Below are 16,613 nucleotides of genomic sequence, written 5' to 3'. Positions count from 1 at the left end.
GGCGCCCCGAATACGCCGGGCGAGATGGAGGATACCATGGTCAGTGGCTGTACCGCCGTGAACCGGGCCGCACCGCGCGATGTTCTGGCTCATGAATGCAGCGACCACAGGTCCCGGCGCTGGAAGATATTTTGCGGGCTGACGTGCCTCTGGCTCGCATCTCTCGGGACCGTGAGCACGGTGGCGTGGCAAGATCCCGCCGCGCACCGAATTGCCGTGACGGGCGAAGCGCCCAGCGAGCGGGGCGGCCTGACGCAGCCCCCGCACGATGCGCTCGATCTCCTCGCCTTCCTGCAGCTCGCCGGTCACTAGGTGGGCAGGCGATGAACGCGATGCTGCTCGGTCTCTTCCCGCTGCTGGCGATCCTGACTTGGAGCGCTGGTTACGTTTTGGTGGAGCGCGCATGGCGTCAGCGCGCACTCGCCCGTCCTATCGGGGCGGCGCTGCTCTGCGTTGGCTTCAGCCTTGCCGCTATTGCAGCTCTGGCTTGGGCTATGCCCCAGCCAGGCCAGAACTGGTCCGATGCGCCGCCGAGGCGCATCGTTCCGGACGGTCCGGCTTCGCTCGCGGAACCGGCAGGCCAGCGCTGAGAGGCTCGTGCGCAGGCCGCGAGCCGTTCACCGCTCGTCAGGGTGAAGGGCCGATCACCCTCTGCGCGAACCCCGGAAATGGACGTGGCTGCCGCCTCGTTTGATCATTGTCCTATGTTAAATTTCCGCCTGCGGAGAGATCTGCATTCCGGCTGCGGAGTCGTGTCTAAATCTGTATTTACAATCCTATATCGAGAGTTTATAGAATTCGATCTCTGGGGAGCGTGTTTTGTAGAGAGCACGCCATGACTGAAACGATGCCGAGTGCGGATGAAGTCGCGACGCGCCTGGCCTTTGGCCTGATGCGAAGCGCATATCTCGATCTCGCGCAGACGCTGCGCGGCATCGAAGACGACGCCGCTCGCGAATTGCTGCACGCGGTCGAGAACCGTATCAATTACAGGCTTGGATCCTCTGTGGAGGATGGCCCGGACGGATCCGTGCGAAGAACCGTGCTTGCTGCTGCGGCTGGACAGGTCCGCGCTGTGCTTCGCGAAGCCCAGGAAAATTGAAGCGGTCGTGCGGCTGTGCCGGACGACGAGCGAGCGGACGCTCTGGAGAAGCGCTGGCGGCGGTCCTGGCGGCGCAGTTGGATCGAACGCTGCCGTGCCCTCCCGAAGTCAAGTTGTGGGACCGGGCCGAAAGGGTGAGGACCTGTGCGGTGCCGCCGCGGAGCGCCACCGCTTCAGGGTCCGGCGCCATTCGCTGATCGCAGGGCGATCGGTCGCCAGGCGCGTGTATGCGCAGACCGAGCTCGACCGGGAATGCCGGCGCGGCGGGCGCGCTGGCGGATGGCTCGGTGCGGCCGGGCACCTCGAGGCGAGGGAGCGTTCGGCATGCGCGCCAGCTATGCCGCCTGCCACCCCTTTGCCCGAGCCGCTGTTCGTAGGACGTCTTTGGCCGGTTCGTATTTGCGGAGGAGTCGCTGACAGGTCTCTTCCGGGAGGAGGGCCAGCCGTTCGGGATCACTGTTGTCTTCGAGGTCGGCAAGTTTGACGAGGATGCCTCGAAGGGTTCCGACCTTCGCGATATTGCTGATCCAGGCCGCGTAGGTGACCGTCCCGCCCGGCTTCGTCAGCATGGCGACGGAGGTCAGCACGTTGTCGCTAAAGCCTTCTTTGGCCAAGCCAGCAAAGCCGAAGCTCGTGTCCTCAACAACATCGTGCAGCCACGCGGCTTGCACCGCCTCATCCCGTTCCTCGTCCGACCAGAACGGGCACCCCTCGGATAGCCTGAGGACGCCAGCGGCCACCCGCGCCAAGTGCTCCACATATGGCCTGCCCGCCTTATCCGTCTGCCCTGCGTGGACGATGGCGGCGACTTTCTGCGCGTCGGCTGCTGTGCGGCGGAGCGGAGGCAGGATCACTCGGTCATCCCTTCATCGGATGCGCCAGCAGGATCCCAGTCCGGACCACGCTGCGCCTCCAAGCCGGCTTGTCCGAAGTCCGCGCCTCGGACACGCGGTCGGCCAGCACCGGGTCGACCGCGGCGTCGATCTCCTGATCGGCGATCTCGGCAGCCGTGCCGGGTTCGAGGACGGTTAGGGCAGTGGCCACGCGAACCTGCCGATGAGGTCCGCTGAACCCGTTTCAGGTTCGCTGAACCTGAGAGAACTGAGCCGATGACCGCTTCCGGTCTGAAAACCATCCAACCTCCGTAGGTTAGATGGTGGGCGCGACAGGGATCGAACCTGTGACCCCTACCATGTCAAGATAATTCCCTCAACCCAAATGTCTCAAAACAATGGGGAATTGCTCGACTCTCATCGGCATGTATGGGCCGACGTTCGATTTCCGTTCACGGTCCGACGGCATGGCATGGCAAAGAGCACTACCTGCGCTCTGCCTCGAACCTGCAATCTCACCTGCCCCTCCCCTAACCTGTAGGAGGACGCGATGAGCGAGACCGAGGCGAGTCGGGAACCGGCAGCCGCTTACTGGATGCTTCAGTACAAGTCGGCGGTCGAAGAGAAAGCCCGGGTGCGGGTCGAGGTCGCCAGCCATGAACGGCCAGCGCAGATCATCGCGACGTCGCCGTCAAAGGGCGAGGTGCAGCGGCTGCGCGCCGCCCTCGCCCGATCTGCAGCCTAATAAGAGGGCCGTCATGTCGAACGTCGTAACCTTGCCCACTCGGCTGCAGAAGCCCGCCCCGACGGCGCTCTATGAGGAGATCGCCGTTTATGGGCGCGTCGGATCACTGACTGTTGTTCTCGCTCGCCGCACGGATCAGCCTGTCGGCTGGCTGCATGTCCTGCTGCTCGGATCCACCGTCGGCCTGGAGATCATCGCCAGCCTGCCGGACGACGACAAAGGCCGCGCCGTCGCCGACTTCGTGGGGCCGGCCGTCCTGCGCACCGCGGAACTGACCGAGACCGAGATCGCCGCCCAGCCGGAGGCCTGCTGATGTCGGAGCCCCGCATGCCCCATCCCGGCCGCACATCGGCCGAGCGCCGCGCCCTCGACCGCATCGGCTGCGGCGAGCCGCCATCCTGCTCCATGAAGACGCTACGCAATCTGCTCGAGGCCGGGCTGATCGTCGATGTCGGCACCGAGACCCGCCGCGATGCGCTCGGCTCCTACAGGGTGCCGAGCTACGCGATGCCCCTCGCGGTTCACTACCAGTGGTGCAGCGCCGTCGCCTTCACCGACGCGGAGATGGCCGAATTCGAGGCCGAGCTAGACGCGCTGTCTGCCAGCGCCGCAGGAGCCCCGGTATGAAGCGCCCGCTGACCACCAACTTCGCCCTACCACCGCCAAGTCAGGTGCCCCAGGCGGAGCCCGAGCAACCGCCAATACCGACGTGGCGCGAGGTCGCTCCGGTCGTGTCGGCTTTGGTCACCACAATGGAGGCCATTGAGACCGGGCCGAAGGCTGGGCCGGCGATGAAGGCTCACCGTTCGGCTATGCGCCGACAGGGTGAGGCTGCCGCAGCGCTTCGCGGCTCCGAGGCTATGGAGGCCGTGCTGCGCCAGGTTGCGGAAGCCGACCCTGCCCGCGCCGAGCGGCGCATAACCTTCATCTGCGAGGCTTGGACAGGGCTGCCGAGATAACACCTGACGCCCCGGCCCATGGCCGAGATCTAGTACCCGCCGTAGAACCGGCGCGGCCCGTCGTACCCACCGTACCCGCGATCGTAGCCCCGGCCATACCCATAACCGGGCCGGTCGCCGTAGTAGCCGCGGGGACCACCATAGCCCCACCCACGATCGTTGGGACGGCAGCGCCCCCACGGGTTGGGGTGGAAGCCGGGACCACAGCCACCGGCCACGCGCTCGATCAGCGTTCCATTATTGGCTAGGCCGTACCCCACAGGCGCCGCGTTCGCTGCCGTGGCGGTGGTAAGCCCTGCTGCGACTAATGCGGTTAGACCCAGCATCTTGGTGCGCATCATGACCAAACCTCTTGAACCCTCGGACCGGGTTTGCCGGACCGGATGACAGCAGAGTGCGGCAAGGGCGCTGAATTAGTTCTGGTCCGCTCGTTCATCAACCCGATGGCTTGGCCGTTCGCATCGGGCTCTCGCCGAACACACGAAAGCGGCGGGGATCGCACCCGCCGCTGTCAGGAAACTCATCGTCGGCCACCCTCTCAGGCGCCGGCATCCTGGTGGGCTTACAGGCCGAACAGCACCACAGCCGAACCCGCGACCGTCATCGCGAGGCCGCCCACGAAGGCACCGATCATCGCGTAGGAAAAGCCCTTCAGGACCATGTCGTGCACTCCAGTCATTGCGCGGTGGCCTTTGGGCGAGGCCTCCTGAAACCGTCTGCAATGAAGATGCCTGACCGGCCGAGAGCGTGCGGTGCGATGCGGCACGCTGCACTGCGGAACCATTCCGCGGAGGTTCAGCGATGACCCGTCGAGAGCAAGCCGCCTTCGGCGGCATCGAGGCCGCCCGCCAGATGGCGCTCACTGCAGCCCTCTGCATCGAGGCTTGAGACGACGCCAACGAGGTCCGCCAGCAGGCCGCCGCAGCCACCCTTCGAGGACCTGCCGAGGCGCTACGGGGCTGATGGCAGCGGCACCTTCGATCTGCATCTGGGCTGCATTTGCAGGTGAGCATATTGAACGTGAGACGATAGACTGCAGCTATGACGAGTGTGTGGTAGGATAGGCCATGAGCAGCGGGGGCAAATTCCGGCCGGGGCAGTCCGGCAACCCGGCGGGGAAGGCCAAGGGCACCCGCAACGCGACCACGCTCGCCCTTGAAGCCCTTTTGGATGGTGAGGCGGCGGCGCTGACCCGCAAGGCCATCGAACTGGCCCAGGAGGGCGACACGGTGGCCCTCCGGCTCTGCCTTGAACGGATCCTGCCGGCCCGCAAGGACAGGCCGATCGCCTTCGCTCTGCCGCCGATCGCGACCACGGATGACCTACCGAAAGCCACGGGCGCCATCGTAGCTGCGGTTGCTGCGGGCGAGCTAACCCCCGCCGAGGCGGCCGAGATCTCCAAAACCCTCGACGTGCATGTGCGGGCGATTGAGGCGACCGAACTGCATCGACGCATGACCGCACTGGAGGCGCGAGGACGATGAACCTGAAAGCGCTCGAGGCCCGCCTGATCCGCCTAGAGACGAAGCACGGGACCGGCCAGTTCGACCACATGACCTACGAGGAGGTCGAACTGGCCTTGTTCGGTCGACTGCACCGGATGGCCGGCGCGGCCGGCGGCATCGATGAGCTGATGGCCGAGTGGGATGCCGAGACCGACCCGGAGCACCGTGCCTTGATCGCGCAGATCCGATCCCACGAGCGCGATGTCCGCGAGAGCTACCTGGAAATGGAGGCCCGGCTGTGTCCACGACTCTGAAAGCCCGCATGATGCGTCTGGAGAGCCGCTACCCTGACCTGAAGCCGGGCCCGGAGCGCATGACCGACGAGGAGTTGGAGGGCATGATCGGCGTGCTGCGGCAGCTCGAAGCCCGCGAGGCGGTCGACCCGACCCGCATGGAATGGGCAACCGCCGTCATGCACCGAGAGGAGATGCTGTCATGACGATCGAGGCCGCGGTCAGCAACGGCGTGCTGTGTCTCGCCGGCCCAGAGCTGTCCGCCGACGAGTGGGCTGTGCGGTTCGTTACCGAGCACTGATGAAACGCCACCGCACGCTCTAGCTACGGCGCGGGCCAGCCTAAGCGCAGTGAGCAGAAGCGGAGTAGCAGCTGCAATACCTGAACTAATCTTCTGTATTCACTTGAAACATAATACGTGATCTAGGGTGATCCCGGATCGAAATCTCCCTTGTCATTATTTATAATGGGCAATCTTCCGCGCTGGATTTTCGCAATCATTCCAGCAATATGAGCATGTAGTCTATATTTGCTAACCTCCTTCTCGTTCTCACTCACATCCGGAAGCTGCTCGAATATCATAAGCATTTTTATCCCCCTAAGTTGTTTGTTATCAACTCAATATATCACTCTAAATTAGCGTGATTTGGGGACGCAGACGCGCAGACGCATTGAATAGGACACTTTTTTATAGTGTTGACAAGCTTAAATACGTACCCCTTTGGCCTATCGGATGCCTTTGCCTTTCGCAGCAACGCTCCTACCATGAAGTCAAAATACGTAGGCGGCCGAACCGCTCGCTCTCGTGACGACCGTGCATCAGGGAGCCTAGCCGTGGCGCCGCGCTTTTTCTTTGATGTGTCGAACGGCGTGGAGACGATTTTGGATGACGAGAGCGTTGAGGCTGCGGACCTCGATGAGGCGCTCACTGAGGCGCGAAGTGTCATCGCCGAAATGGCCGATGAGGTGATCGAAGCCAATCCGGATCAGTCCTGGGTGCTGATCGTGAGAGATGAGGCGGGATTGGTTGTAGGACGTCTGCCAATCCAACATTGAGACGATCTCAGCGCAGCACAGAAGCGCACTTCCGCTGTGTGCCTAGATGAAGGTGTTGGCGCGATGGATGTAGCCGACGACCGGCTATCCCTGTCGCATCGTCACCGATCCATCGCCGGGATTGACCGCCGTAACTACAGGGCCCGACGCCTCCGTTATCATCAACTCGCCGAGCCCACGGTTGCAGGCTTGCGCGAGCCGGTCGCTGTCCTCAGTCGGCAATATCCGCAGTACCTCGACCATGATCGCGGTTGCGGCCGCTTCCCGCGCGGAAGGGGTGTCCCGCAGCGGCGACTGCGGATCACGTATGACGGCCGAGACTACGTTGTCGGCGATGACGTGCGCCACGCGCTCCAGATCAGGGCTGTGCATCATTTCGATCGCTTCCCCTGCTTCGCCTTGGCATCGGTAGACCGGCGGCTGTGACCCGAAACAACTCGGCGAGCCAGTCGGCCTCGTCCCAACGCTCGCCGTGGACGACGAAGCACGGCTTTGCGCAGGGATAGGGAGCTTCTTCTCGAACGGCGCCGATTTGGCTGCGGCCCACATGGGTTGGCTTCACGAGCAGGCGGTCGTCGCACACGAGGGCGACCATCTTCCCGTCGAGGAAGAGCCCATACTCGCCGAACATCTTCTTGGCCGTCACGGCTCCGGCGCCAGCGGCCTGTTCGAGGATCGCGTCTACGGTGTGCTGGCTCGACGCCATTGGAGATCTCCTGAGGCAGAGAGATGAGGTCGTTCTACAAGAACCCGCTTCCTGAGTGCCCTTTGAAGGCGTTGGCGCGGCGGATGTAGCCCACCACGGTCCGCGGATCCCGGTGGCCCGACTGGTCCATGATCCGCGCGAGGTCCGCCCCGCGATCAGCCGCCGTCGTGATGTAGCCAGCCCGTAGGCTGTGCGCCCCGAACGTCGAGGCGTCGAGCCCCGCCGCCCGGTCGGCTTCTGAAGCTTCCGTCCGCCATCGAGGCGGACGTGTTAGGACGTCGACCACTCGCGCATGACCTCATCCGCTGGTCGGTCGAGATGAACCTTTCCACCCTCGATCGCTCGTACGAAATCGACCGGGATAAAATGGTGCAGACCGCCCGCGGCTGCGTCCTTCTTGGTCAGCTTGATTTCGCCCTTGTCGATGTGATCGACGGTCCCGACGTGTTTCCCGTCCGAGCCAAGCACCTCGGCATGCTCCTGGATCTGTGTGACATCGACCATCGATTTCTCTCCCTGTTGACCAGCCGTAATCTGGGTCCAAAGAACGATGTTCCGGTTCAGTTATTCTGCACCAGTTGAGAGACACAGAGACCAGCGATGGACGGGGCGGGCGCTCGCCATAGCTCCCTGACGTAGCTCTGAGGCCGACACCGCTGGAAGTTAGGGGGCACTCATGCTGACATGGCCGCGCCGGCTCCCGGCCGATACCGAAGCGCTCGAACGGCGGCTCGCTGGCGAGCTGCACGCGACCGAGGAGCGCTTGTCGCGGCGCATATCCGTCATTGAGCGGCGGCTGGACGAGAACGAGCAGGTGCTTCGTCGGCTTGGCCACCAGATCGCGCGGATGGAAGGTCGCCTGTCGATCCACAAGGCGAGTTCATCTGCTTCGAACACGGGCGACGAAGACGGGGTCAAAGAGCCTGTACGACTGTGAGGACGGTTGCCTCTGCTCTGAGACGACAGCAAGCAAAAGGCCCGCATTGCCGCAGCAGCCACATCGGTACACTCCCTGATTTCAGAAATCAGGCCTTGAACGTGTTTGTGCACTATTAGACTATGATGGAGTGCTAGGTAGACGCACTGGCCGTGAATGAGCGTTGATCTAGATTACACCTTCCGAACGGAGAGCTGGGTGTCGGACGCTCGTTCCACGGCTGACTGATCGCGTCGGTGCCGCGTCAGCCGCGGAACATGGGACTGACTGCCTCACTCGCCACTCGGCAACTTTACGCACGAGCTGGTGAGGGGCGATGCAGAACAACGACAAAGCTGGTGCCGGAGGCGGCATATCGCGCCCAGCTAGGCGGACCGACAACCCCTTGATCCTGAAGCTGGAGAGCCTCGCCCCCCTCGCCGATGATGACCGTGCGGTGCTGGAGCGGATCAGCGCTAAGCCGCATCTGGTCCCGGCCGGCACGGACCTGATCCGCGAAGGCGACAGGCCGGACGGCGTCTACCTCATCCTCGACGGCATCGCCTGCCGCTACAAGCGCAGGGCCAACGGCGCGCGCCAGATCATGGCCTACCTCGTGCCGGGCGATTACTGCGACCTCGACGTGGCCATGCTCAAGGCTATGGATCACGCCATCGGCACGCTATCGGCCTGCCGAGTGGTCCGGATCGATCTCTCCACCATCCAGGGGCTCCTGCAGGACCACCCCGGCATAACGTATGCCCTGCGGCTGGCCACGCTGGTCGACGAGGCGACGCTGCGCGAATGGTTGGTCAACGTCGGCCGTCGCTCCGCCGAGGAGCGCATCGCGCACCTCATGTGTGAGCTGCTGCTGCGTCTGCGCGCTGTGAACCGAACAGCCGGCGACGGCTACCCACTGCCGATCAGCCAGGAGGATCTGGCCGACACCACCGGCCTGACCGGCGTGCACGTCAGCCGCATGCTCGGGAGCTTGAGGGCGCGCGGGCTGATTGAGCTGTCAGGGCGGCAGTTGAAGATCCTGGATCTGGCCGGCTTGGAGGCGCTAGCCGAGTTCAAGTCGAACTACCTTCATCTGGGCGGGAGAGACGCGGCATGAGCCTTCGCCTTCAGCCCGTGCAGGTTGCAACGGGCAGTGACGATCAGGAGAGCCAGCTCGTGTTCCACGAGGGTTTGCTGGTCGCGATCCTCGTGCGTCTCTCCGACCAGCATGAAGCAAACGCCGGCAAGTGGTTCCTGGAGGCCGGCTTTGGGCCGGTCACCGACATATCCGGTCCCCTGTTCTCCGACATCGAGGAGGCACAAGCCTGGATCTGCGCTCGGCTCGGATTGAAGGACACGTCAGCCGCCGCAACATAATTGAACAGTGCGCGGTTACGGTTAGTGGCTGAAGGCATTGCGCTCGCACGCTTGGGACGGGAACGTGGTAACCGGACTTCTCCACCAACCCCACACGCATCTATTCGTGGACAAGGCGGAAAGCATCAGTCTCTTCAATCTGTCGCTGGAAGAGCGAGCCGCGCTCCGCGCCTTGTCCATGCACATGGCCCATTTCGATGCCAACCAGGACATTGCGCGGGAAGGTGATCTGCCGTCCCGCTGCTTTACCGTGCTGGAAGGTTTCGTCGCGGTCTACAAGACCACCCGCTCCGGCAAGCGCCAAGTCATGGCCTACCACGTTCCCGGTGACCTGCCTGATCTCCAGAGCGTGCACCTGAAGGTGCTCGACAACAGCATTGCTGCGGTCAGCCCCTGCCGGATCGGCTTTATCGAGCACGACGCGTTGCGTGCGTTGTTCAAGGCGCAGCCGAGGCTGGTAAGCACGTTCTGGCGCTCGACGCTGATCGATGCGGCCATCGTCCGCGAGTGGATGCTCAACATCGGCCGACGCGAAGCCTACGCCCGCATGGCCCACCTCTTCTGCGAGCTTATCACGCGCCTGGACGCTGTCGGGCTGGCGCCTGAACGGACTTGCTCACTGCCCATGACGCAGACCGAGTTAGCCGACGCGCTCGGGATCACATCGGTCCACGTGAACCGCACGATGCGGGAGCTGAAAGCTGCTGGCCTGATCACACTGCGCAACAGGCGGTTGATGGTGAACGACTGGGAGGGGCTGAAGGCGGCTGCGGAGTTCGATCCGACCTACCTGCATCTGGATAGCCCCGACGCCGAATGATCTTTCGCTTCGCCGCCTCAGGTTTGCCGCACCGACGTGGCCAAGGCCGTAGAGATGCACCCGCAGGCCAAGAAGCTGCTGGCGGACGAGGCGACCACGCCCGGTCTGCGCCGCACGATGGTGATGACCGCCGTCATCATGGGCTTCCCGGTCCCAGGATGATTGAGTCCGATCTCCTCACCGCCGACGAGGCAGCCAAGCTCCTGCGGATCGGTAGGTGGACCTTCGATGATCACGTCGCTCGCGGCGACATCGCCTACATCGCGGTCGGGTTGGGCGAGAAGCGGATCCGCAAGCGGTTCGACCCCGAGGACATCGCCCGGTTTCGAGAGCAGCAGAGACGGGTGGAATGCCCGCCTCAACCTACGCAGGGGCGTAGGCGCGCCGCGAAGCTGCCCGAGAGCGAGATCATCGACTTCAAAGCGCTGTTGGCGGAGCGGCGGGCGAAGCGCCAGAAAGGCAACCAGCGGCCGTGAGCGTCGTCAGTGCGGCGGCCGGATCACCACCACCGCTGGCGGGCTGACGACCCACTTGGGTGCCGTCGTCTGGCGCGACGGATCCGGATGCGGGAGCGTGTCGCCCGCCGCGTATACGAGGTCGGGTCCGAAGCGAACGAGCATGATCAGGACGACAAGGGCTGTGCGCATCCTGGGGCAACGGCTGGGCCCGCGGAGCGCTCCCCTTGTCACGCATTAGTGGCCCTTCTTGGCGAACTCCCAGACCGGGATGCCCCATTGCTGGCCGACCTTGTTCCGGTAGCCGGTCAGCCGCTCGAACAGGATCCGCTGCTCCTCAACGCCTCGGGCTGGGTCGCTCATCACCATCAGAACCCCGCAGTAGTCCACGCGTAGGGTGCCGTGCTCCGGATGCACCGCGAACAGCTCCGGCGCCGTCCAGCCGTGCCGGTGGGCCTCGGCTCCGAACTTCTCGCAGAAGGCTATGGCGTTCGTCCGGAGCGCCGCCCACCGAGCCGGGAGGAGATACCGGTAGGGAGAGGCGTGCTCGGACAGATCCTCAAGCGCGCTGCGCCACAGGGCGGCGGCGTCGGGGAGCATGGTGGGTGCGAAACTGGAAGCCATCCCACGGGCTACGGCAAGCTTCACTGCCGGGCTATGCGGCCAGAAGCGGGGTTGCCCAACGTGGATTGGGACGGCTCAGGCGCGCTCCTTGCCCTCGGATCGCTCTGCTTCCTGACGCGCTACGCTGAGGACCCGACGACGCCCCTGTGTGTCCGGTATCGAGGACCAAAGGCGCACGAGGGTTAGCAGATCTCCTGCCTCGCCCTCTGCTGGCGCCCGGAGGAACGCCTCAACCGGGACGTTGAGCTCTCGGACCAGCTGTTTCAGCGTCACGATGGTGCGAGCGGAGCGATCGGGAATGGCCATGCTTGATAACGCATGGCCCACTGCCGCATTCCAAGCTGCATACAAAATTCAAAAGGGGCGTCAGTGTCGGCTTATATCCGAGCTCACGACGCTGAAGCTGTTCCCAGCGACAGACGTAAATAAATCTGCGGTTAAGCTGCAACGCGCGTCGAATGGGCGCATTCTCGATCCATGTCAGGATCGCGCCCCCTCGCCGTGCTTGCCGACGATGACGAATTCACCCGTCTCGTCACGGCTGACATTTTGTCTGCGATGGGTTTTGAGGTGCTCGAAGCAGAGCATGCTCAAGGCGCACTCCACCACATGGAGGCGCATGCGGATGTCGCCCTTCTCTACACCGACGTGAACATGCCCGGTGCGATGGACGGCTGTGATCTTGCCCATGCTGCTGGCAAGCGGTGGCCGGAGACGAAGATAATCGTTTGCTCAGGGTGCACTCGGGAGGAAGCAGCGCTTTTGCCTGACGCCGCCCATTTCATTGCGAAGCCGTGCGGAGAAAGACTGGTGCGTAGGGCGCTGCAGGCTCTACGATTACATTGAGACCAGGCATCATAGGCAGGCACACAGCACCCGTCTGACGCCGCTACAACCATCCTTCGAGCGCAGTCCGTCACGGCTGCTTATCCGCGACATATCGATCAACGAAGGCGCCGCTCAGAACGGCGAGCATGCCTTGTACCTCTAGAACCCGGATGCGTTGGCCTCGTGCGGCCGCCAACAGGTCGTGTCGCGCAACAGGGTCGTCCGAATGCGAAGCACACTGGACTACCTCGTTGGCCAGTAGGTCGAGTGACGTTGCGCAGATGGACAAGGCGACGATCAGCTCCGTCACGGCATCAGATGTGGGGACCGGAAGCCCCTTTCCCTCAAGATTACCATCTGCTCTGGAAAAAACACGCCGATCCACGTGCACCCTTTCGATAGCCTCGCCGGACCGCATCATGATCCATATCGATTGTGTGCAACCTAAATCAATGGTTTGCGATTTTGGCGTCAGCCCGCGCGATCGTGAGGATCGTATGCACCGTCGCTCACCCTCGTTCGGCAAACGGCCTCGGAACGAGCGACGGCGATCGCGCTTAACCATACGCCGAAGCTTGAGGGTCCGATGATGAAGGTGTTCCAGATCCGTCAGGCCGCGACGGGCGCAATCCTCTGGACCGGCTCAGCATCCGACCCGATCGCCGCTCTCGACGCCATGGCGCACGAAGCCGGGTACTACGACCACGGCGACATCCCGGATCACCTAAGGGCAGGTGGCCTATCGGCTGAAGAAATCCGAGTCTGACGGCGTAGAGCATGCCGGTGGCTGAGCCGCCTACCTGCGAGGTGAAGATCGACGGCTTCTGGCAAGCCGTCAGCTTGAACGAAGCCGCGGTCGCCCACTCTGCCGCGCTGAAGCGCTGCCCCGCCTGTCACGGCCGGGTAATGATCCTGGGCACCTACAGCAGGCCCGATGTTCGCCGGTCGATTTCCCATCGGAAATCGCACGGGGGCTGTCCGCTAAAGCCGGACACCTACACTGGCACGCCGTCGCCGCATCCGCAGGCGCTCACCTGAGGTGAGTAGGGCCCGTCCCCTGGTATGACGATAGAAGCCCGCCCTGGTGTTCCAGGTGCGGGCTTGTCGCGACTGCGCCAATGAGACCGCACCTTGGATAGTGGTGCTGCTCTTCCGACGCTCAGCCCCCAGCCGATCGCTGACAGCTACCTCGGCCATTATAGTTAACAGATCGTTGCCGCCGATCGGAATACCGCGGGGTTGTCGGCCCTGCCGCCCGATCTGATCACGGGCTGACGGGGCTTGGTGCCGTTCCTCAAGGCTGAGGCCAGTACGCAACGCGGCCCGGGACGAAGCCTCGGGGATGGCGGTTAGTTGTGCCTCAACGGCGGTCCTCGGCTGGGTCTCGGATCGGGATGCCAGTCGGTAATGCCAGTGCGTCCAGGCCCAGATTGGACGGACTGGCACTCCCCATCGTTCTACATCCTGGCCGTTCGACCGGGAGCGGCAGCATGGTGCTTGAGCAGCTGAGGGCTGGGGCGCTCAGGGGCAAGGGGCGGTAGCGGCCCATCGTCCGGCCTCACCAGGTCGTGCCTTCGCTGCCAGTCCACGCAGTGGGTTATGCCGCTGATCTCGATTGCTCCCATCGAAAACACGAGAGCCCCCGTGCCGACGATGACGCCCACGACACCGAGCAAGAACCACTCGAAGAGCGCCTCCTTCCGCACGGAGGCGCGCTCCCACTGCGCGGGGACGAACGTCTGTTCGGTGATGAGGATTAGGCAGGACCAAAGCATGGCAGTTACCTAGAGGCCCGTCGTGGAGCCCGGCATGCCATATCGCTAGCTCGTGAATGCCCTGCTCATATCCGGCAACATGCTCGCCACAACCGGACGGTATGGTTGGCGGTATGACCTTACCAACAGCTCAAGCCCTCGGCGTCATAGCCTGCGCCGTGATCGCATCCGCCATCTATCTGGCGACCCTCATGCACGGCGTCAGATCCGAGAGTAGCGGCCCGCGCTAGGCGAGCGCGACTGCGACGGCGAGGCCGCACCCAGACCAGGGGCGTGTAGGTTGGTGCTACTCTGCCGTCGCTCGGCCCTAGACGGATCGCTGCCGGCAGCGTGACCCCGGATAGTTAACGGTCCGTCAACGGGTGTTGCTCTGTTCGCGCCTGCCCATGACACATAGCCGGTTGATGCCGGCGTTCTCGGCCACCCACCTCGCTATGTTCTGCGCCCGTTCCAGATCCTGCCCGTGGATCACAGGATGGGCTATGGCGAGACGAGGCGTCTTCGTGCGGGCCGAGGAGGTCGCCTTCCTGGAGGAGGTCCGACGCTGGCGCCAGCACTGCATCTTGGTCCTGACCCGCGCCAAGCCGCAGGGGCCGCTCTACAAGGCTACCGAGAAGATCATCGACGCTATTGACGATGTCGCCGAGGTCGTGACCAGCGACCGTAGGGCCTTCTACCAGCGGGACGCGACGACGCCTGGCAAGGCCCTACCGCCCGTGAAGTGGCGCACCGTGGAGTAGGCAGTGATCACTCCGGTGTAAAAGCAGGGATCCTACCGTGCCCATTTCAGCTGGATCCGGATTTGGCATGTAGCCAGGCTCGAAGGAAGCTCTGCCTGGGAGCGGAGCCGAGTTGACCGCAGCGTTCCCCAGCGGCCGTGGCTTTACCACCGCTCCCGTCAGGAGCGCACATGGAACAGTACACCTCCGTCCTGCCGTCCGATGCGACCGGCGAGGCCGACTTCCGCTCGATCTCGGCCAAGGCTATCCCGAACCACGAGAGGCTGAAGCTGTCGCCGCTCAACCCAGGGCCGGCGCCGATGATGAGCTGGGTCGAGACGCACCTGCTGGTTGTCGATGACAGCTACCAGCGCGCGATGGGCAGCCTCGCATGGCGGCACATCATCGCCATCGCGGATGCTTTCGACTGGTCGAAGTTCACCCCGGTGATCGTCGCCCCCGTCGAGGGTGGGTTCTACGCCATAATCGACGGGCAGCACCGCACCACGGCCGCCTTCCTGCACAACATCAAGAAGGTGCCCTGCTGCATCGTCCAGGCCGATCGGGCCAAGCAGGCTGCGGCTTTCGCAGCAATCAACTCTAAGATCGCGCGGCTCTACCAGAACAACATCTTTCACGCCGAGCTACAGGCCGGGAGCAGCTTTGCGAAGCGAGTCGCGGAAGTAGCCGAGCGCGCAGGTGTGAAGATCCCTCGCAACAAGATGTCGAAGAAGGACCTGCCGCCGAACGCTGTAAACGCCGTGTCGTCCCTGAAGGCTGTAATCACAACCTACGGCGACGAGGTGACGATCTCCGCGCTTCAGTGCGTGACCGAGACCGGCGACGGCAACGCGCACATGTTGAAGGGCGTCCTCATCCGGGCCCTGGCCGAAGTTCTGTCTCAGCGGCCCATGTGGCGTGAGTCCGGGGACGTGCTGTTCCGCGCTTTCGATAGCATCGACTACCAAGAACAGATCGACCTTGCGCATCAGGACGCGCGGGTGGGCGTCAGCACCCCGTTGAGCGCTCTCACCCGCCGGCTCGGGGCTTGGCTCGATGAACGTTCGCTACCGCTCAGCTCGTCCAAAATAGCCGTCGCCGCCGAGTAGCGTCAGGCCGGGCGCGCTGCAATGATGTGGCCGCCCGGCCGACGCTAGGGGAGTAGCGAACCGCGACCCCCTTTGAAGGTATGGGGCATGCCGGGCGGTATGGCCCTGTTGGCAAGCCGCCCCTTACCGGACGTCGACCCGCACGTTTGCGCGGTCCGCGGGTTCAGACGCCCGCAATGTCGCGACGCCACGATTGAGCCACAGCACCCACCCGGCGAGGGCGGCGGCGCCGGCCGGCACGGAGAGCAGCAGCAGCAGTTGGGCGGTCGTCATGGCTGAAGACCCTTCAATGAGACCCGAGCGGCTGAATGTATGGCGCCACTGACGATCCAGCAAACCGCCATCACCGCCAGGACGAGAAGCGGGCTCTGCGCGCCGCCGCCCGACGCCAGAACCGTTGAGATGAACGGCGCGAAGCCGCCGACGGCGAAGACCGCCACCGCGAGGCCATTCAGGTAGGTCGCTGACAGCTTCCGGCGCTCGTTCGCGACGAGCTTGTCGCGCGCCTCGGCATCGTCGCTCACGGCTGATCCGCGCCGCGCAGACGCACGCCAGGTCGCCCGTGGTTCAGGAACTCGACGCCGGCTGCCTCAAGCGCGGACTGGACGGCCCTCACTGTGTCGAGCCCGCTTGTCAGCATGTTCGCGCCCTTCCCCTCCATTGACCGGATGGTGTTGGCACTCACGCCAGAGCGTTCCGCGAGCGTGACTTGATCCATCGCAACGAGGCTCCGAGCCGCGCGGAGCTGATTGCCGGTCGAAAGCATCACACCCTCAGTTGGTTTTATACCCAGTGCCCTGTTGACTACACCAAGGCATGGGTATTATAACAAGTCCACAGGTGGTAGCAAC

General features: G+C 63.9%; 31 protein-coding genes. 20 read left to right on the top strand and 11 right to left on the bottom strand.

From position 1 onward, the window contains the following. Positions 1 to 323: 323 nt before the first annotated feature. Positions 324 to 590 carry a hypothetical protein gene (locus CIW48_RS15590; RefSeq protein ID WP_149311595.1) on the top strand — a complete coding sequence of 89 codons (267 nt, stop codon included), beginning with the start codon at positions 324 to 326 and terminating at the stop codon, positions 588 to 590. Positions 591 to 835: 245 nt separating this feature from the next. Beyond that, positions 836 to 1,102 carry a hypothetical protein gene (locus CIW48_RS15585; protein WP_149311594.1) on the top strand — a complete coding sequence of 89 codons (267 nt, stop codon included), beginning with the start codon at positions 836 to 838 and terminating at the stop codon, positions 1,100 to 1,102. Between the two features lie 335 nt (positions 1,103 to 1,437). Here CIW48_RS15585 and CIW48_RS15580 read toward each other — a convergent pair whose 3' ends face one another. Then, the gene (locus tag CIW48_RS15580; RefSeq protein ID WP_149311593.1) at positions 1,438 to 1,956 is read right to left on the bottom strand and encodes an HD domain-containing protein; all 519 of its coding nucleotides are present in this window, start codon (positions 1,954 to 1,956) and stop codon (positions 1,438 to 1,440) included. 4 nt (positions 1,957 to 1,960) lie between these two features. Next, positions 1,961 to 2,146 carry a hypothetical protein gene (locus tag CIW48_RS15575; RefSeq protein WP_149311592.1) on the bottom strand — a complete coding sequence of 62 codons (186 nt, stop codon included), beginning with the start codon at positions 2,144 to 2,146 and terminating at the stop codon, positions 1,961 to 1,963. A gap of 339 nt (positions 2,147 to 2,485) precedes the next feature. Between CIW48_RS15575 and CIW48_RS15570 the strand changes: the two genes are divergently transcribed. The 3 genes from CIW48_RS15570 to CIW48_RS15560 are packed head-to-tail and all read left to right on the top strand — an operon-like array spanning position 2,486 to position 3,307. Beyond that, positions 2,486 to 2,680, top strand: a complete 195-nt coding sequence (locus CIW48_RS15570; protein ID WP_149311591.1) for a hypothetical protein — start codon at positions 2,486 to 2,488, stop codon at positions 2,678 to 2,680. 13 nt (positions 2,681 to 2,693) lie between these two features. Continuing rightward, entirely contained in the window at positions 2,694 to 2,993 is a 300-nt protein-coding gene (locus CIW48_RS15565; protein ID WP_149311590.1) for a hypothetical protein, read from the top strand. Beyond that, positions 2,993 to 3,307, top strand: coding sequence for a hypothetical protein (locus tag CIW48_RS15560; protein WP_149311589.1), 315 nt, complete (start codon positions 2,993 to 2,995; stop codon positions 3,305 to 3,307). Before CIW48_RS15565 ends, CIW48_RS15560 begins: the two co-directional genes overlap by 1 nt. Positions 3,308 to 3,668: 361 nt before the next feature. Here CIW48_RS15560 and CIW48_RS33975 read toward each other — a convergent pair whose 3' ends face one another. Then, positions 3,669 to 3,980 carry a hypothetical protein gene (locus tag CIW48_RS33975; RefSeq protein WP_149311587.1) on the bottom strand — a complete coding sequence of 104 codons (312 nt, stop codon included), beginning with the start codon at positions 3,978 to 3,980 and terminating at the stop codon, positions 3,669 to 3,671. Between the two features lie 726 nt (positions 3,981 to 4,706). Between CIW48_RS33975 and CIW48_RS15545 the strand changes: the two genes are divergently transcribed. The 4 genes from CIW48_RS15545 to CIW48_RS15530 all read left to right on the top strand — a co-directional run bounded on the left by CIW48_RS15545 (position 4,707) and on the right by CIW48_RS15530 (position 6,433). Then, entirely contained in the window at positions 4,707 to 5,123 is a 417-nt protein-coding gene (locus CIW48_RS15545) for a DUF5681 domain-containing protein (RefSeq protein WP_149311586.1), read from the top strand. After that, entirely contained in the window at positions 5,120 to 5,398 is a 279-nt protein-coding gene (locus CIW48_RS15540) for a hypothetical protein (RefSeq protein ID WP_149311585.1), read from the top strand. Before CIW48_RS15545 ends, CIW48_RS15540 begins: the two co-directional genes overlap by 4 nt. After that, positions 5,383 to 5,583, top strand: coding sequence for a hypothetical protein (locus tag CIW48_RS15535; RefSeq protein ID WP_149311584.1), 201 nt, complete (start codon positions 5,383 to 5,385; stop codon positions 5,581 to 5,583). The genes CIW48_RS15540 and CIW48_RS15535 overlap by 16 nt, the downstream gene beginning before the upstream one ends. Positions 5,584 to 6,211: 628 nt before the next feature. Then, entirely contained in the window at positions 6,212 to 6,433 is a 222-nt protein-coding gene (locus tag CIW48_RS15530) for a hypothetical protein (RefSeq protein WP_149311583.1), read from the top strand. Positions 6,434 to 6,517: 84 nt separating this feature from the next. Here CIW48_RS15530 and CIW48_RS15525 read toward each other — a convergent pair whose 3' ends face one another. The 3 genes from CIW48_RS15525 to CIW48_RS15510 form a co-directional block, all read right to left on the bottom strand. Further along, a complete protein-coding gene (locus tag CIW48_RS15525; RefSeq protein ID WP_149311582.1) occupies positions 6,518 to 6,808 on the bottom strand; it encodes a hypothetical protein in 291 nt (96 codons plus the stop codon). Further along, entirely contained in the window at positions 6,792 to 7,139 is a 348-nt protein-coding gene (locus tag CIW48_RS15520; protein WP_149311581.1) for a TfoX/Sxy family protein, read from the bottom strand. Before CIW48_RS15520 ends, CIW48_RS15525 begins: the two co-directional genes overlap by 17 nt. Before the next feature lie 270 nt (positions 7,140 to 7,409). Then, positions 7,410 to 7,643 (bottom strand): DUF2171 domain-containing protein, encoded by a 234-nt coding sequence (locus tag CIW48_RS15510; protein ID WP_149311580.1) that lies wholly within the window; start codon positions 7,641 to 7,643, stop codon positions 7,410 to 7,412. 172 nt (positions 7,644 to 7,815) lie between these two features. On the opposite strand from CIW48_RS15510, the gene CIW48_RS15505 reads away from it, so the two are divergent. From CIW48_RS15505 to CIW48_RS15485, 6 genes are all read left to right on the top strand, one after another. After that, on the top strand, positions 7,816 to 8,076 hold the full coding sequence (locus CIW48_RS15505) for a hypothetical protein (protein ID WP_149311579.1): 261 nt from the start codon (positions 7,816 to 7,818) through the stop codon (positions 8,074 to 8,076). A 316-nt stretch (positions 8,077 to 8,392) separates the two neighbouring features. Continuing rightward, positions 8,393 to 9,172: a Crp/Fnr family transcriptional regulator gene (locus CIW48_RS15500; RefSeq protein ID WP_149311578.1), complete on the top strand. Its 780-nt coding sequence runs from the start codon at positions 8,393 to 8,395 to the stop codon at positions 9,170 to 9,172. Continuing rightward, positions 9,169 to 9,432, top strand: coding sequence for a hypothetical protein (locus CIW48_RS15495; RefSeq protein ID WP_149311577.1), 264 nt, complete (start codon positions 9,169 to 9,171; stop codon positions 9,430 to 9,432). Before CIW48_RS15500 ends, CIW48_RS15495 begins: the two co-directional genes overlap by 4 nt. A 106-nt stretch (positions 9,433 to 9,538) precedes the next feature. Then, entirely contained in the window at positions 9,539 to 10,252 is a 714-nt protein-coding gene (locus CIW48_RS15490; RefSeq protein ID WP_246695257.1) for a Crp/Fnr family transcriptional regulator, read from the top strand. 36 nt (positions 10,253 to 10,288) lie between these two features. Next, complete coding sequence (locus CIW48_RS34535) at positions 10,289 to 10,414, top strand: hypothetical protein (protein WP_281407350.1); 126 nt, start codon at positions 10,289 to 10,291, stop codon at positions 10,412 to 10,414. After that, a complete protein-coding gene (locus tag CIW48_RS15485; protein WP_149311576.1) occupies positions 10,411 to 10,728 on the top strand; it encodes a helix-turn-helix domain-containing protein in 318 nt (105 codons plus the stop codon). The genes CIW48_RS34535 and CIW48_RS15485 overlap by 4 nt, the downstream gene beginning before the upstream one ends. A 6-nt stretch (positions 10,729 to 10,734) precedes the next feature. Here the strand turns inward: CIW48_RS15485 and CIW48_RS33265 are convergent, their stop codons facing one another. Both CIW48_RS33265 and CIW48_RS15480 read right to left on the bottom strand, forming a co-directional pair. Then, a complete protein-coding gene (locus CIW48_RS33265) occupies positions 10,735 to 10,899 on the bottom strand; it encodes a hypothetical protein (protein WP_173009276.1) in 165 nt (54 codons plus the stop codon). A 45-nt stretch (positions 10,900 to 10,944) separates the two neighbouring features. Next, entirely contained in the window at positions 10,945 to 11,331 is a 387-nt protein-coding gene (locus tag CIW48_RS15480; RefSeq protein ID WP_149311575.1) for a hypothetical protein, read from the bottom strand. A gap of 477 nt (positions 11,332 to 11,808) precedes the next feature. Between CIW48_RS15480 and CIW48_RS15475 the strand changes: the two genes are divergently transcribed. From CIW48_RS15475 to CIW48_RS15455, 5 genes are all read left to right on the top strand, one after another. Further along, positions 11,809 to 12,177: a response regulator gene (locus CIW48_RS15475; protein WP_149311574.1), complete on the top strand. Its 369-nt coding sequence runs from the start codon at positions 11,809 to 11,811 to the stop codon at positions 12,175 to 12,177. 568 nt (positions 12,178 to 12,745) lie between these two features. Continuing rightward, positions 12,746 to 12,925, top strand: a complete 180-nt coding sequence (locus tag CIW48_RS15470) for a hypothetical protein (RefSeq protein WP_149311573.1) — start codon at positions 12,746 to 12,748, stop codon at positions 12,923 to 12,925. An 11-nt stretch (positions 12,926 to 12,936) separates the two neighbouring features. Further along, positions 12,937 to 13,197, top strand: coding sequence for a hypothetical protein (locus CIW48_RS15465; protein WP_149311572.1), 261 nt, complete (start codon positions 12,937 to 12,939; stop codon positions 13,195 to 13,197). 1,219 nt (positions 13,198 to 14,416) lie between these two features. Beyond that, entirely contained in the window at positions 14,417 to 14,674 is a 258-nt protein-coding gene (locus CIW48_RS15460; protein ID WP_149311571.1) for a hypothetical protein, read from the top strand. Between the two features lie 170 nt (positions 14,675 to 14,844). After that, positions 14,845 to 15,762 (top strand): ParB N-terminal domain-containing protein, encoded by a 918-nt coding sequence (locus CIW48_RS15455; protein ID WP_149311570.1) that lies wholly within the window; start codon positions 14,845 to 14,847, stop codon positions 15,760 to 15,762. A gap of 123 nt (positions 15,763 to 15,885) precedes the next feature. Here CIW48_RS15455 and CIW48_RS33260 read toward each other — a convergent pair whose 3' ends face one another. From CIW48_RS33260 to CIW48_RS15445, 3 genes are read right to left on the bottom strand one after another with little or no spacing between them, the layout of a single operon-like run. Further along, positions 15,886 to 16,035 carry a hypothetical protein gene (locus CIW48_RS33260; RefSeq protein ID WP_173009275.1) on the bottom strand — a complete coding sequence of 50 codons (150 nt, stop codon included), beginning with the start codon at positions 16,033 to 16,035 and terminating at the stop codon, positions 15,886 to 15,888. After that, positions 16,032 to 16,286: an amino acid transporter protein gene (locus CIW48_RS15450; RefSeq protein WP_149311569.1), complete on the bottom strand. Its 255-nt coding sequence runs from the start codon at positions 16,284 to 16,286 to the stop codon at positions 16,032 to 16,034. Before CIW48_RS15450 ends, CIW48_RS33260 begins: the two co-directional genes overlap by 4 nt. After that, positions 16,283 to 16,447, bottom strand: a complete 165-nt coding sequence (locus tag CIW48_RS15445) for a hypothetical protein (protein WP_348645129.1) — start codon at positions 16,445 to 16,447, stop codon at positions 16,283 to 16,285. Before CIW48_RS15445 ends, CIW48_RS15450 begins: the two co-directional genes overlap by 4 nt. Between the last annotated feature and the right edge of the window lie 166 nt (positions 16,448 to 16,613).

The organism is Methylobacterium sp. P1-11 (assembly GCF_008329595.1).
Taxonomy (GTDB): domain Bacteria; phylum Pseudomonadota; class Alphaproteobacteria; order Rhizobiales; family Beijerinckiaceae; genus Methylobacterium.
Note: the sequence above shows the minus strand (reverse complement) of the source record. Positions and strands in the feature narration are given on the sequence as shown.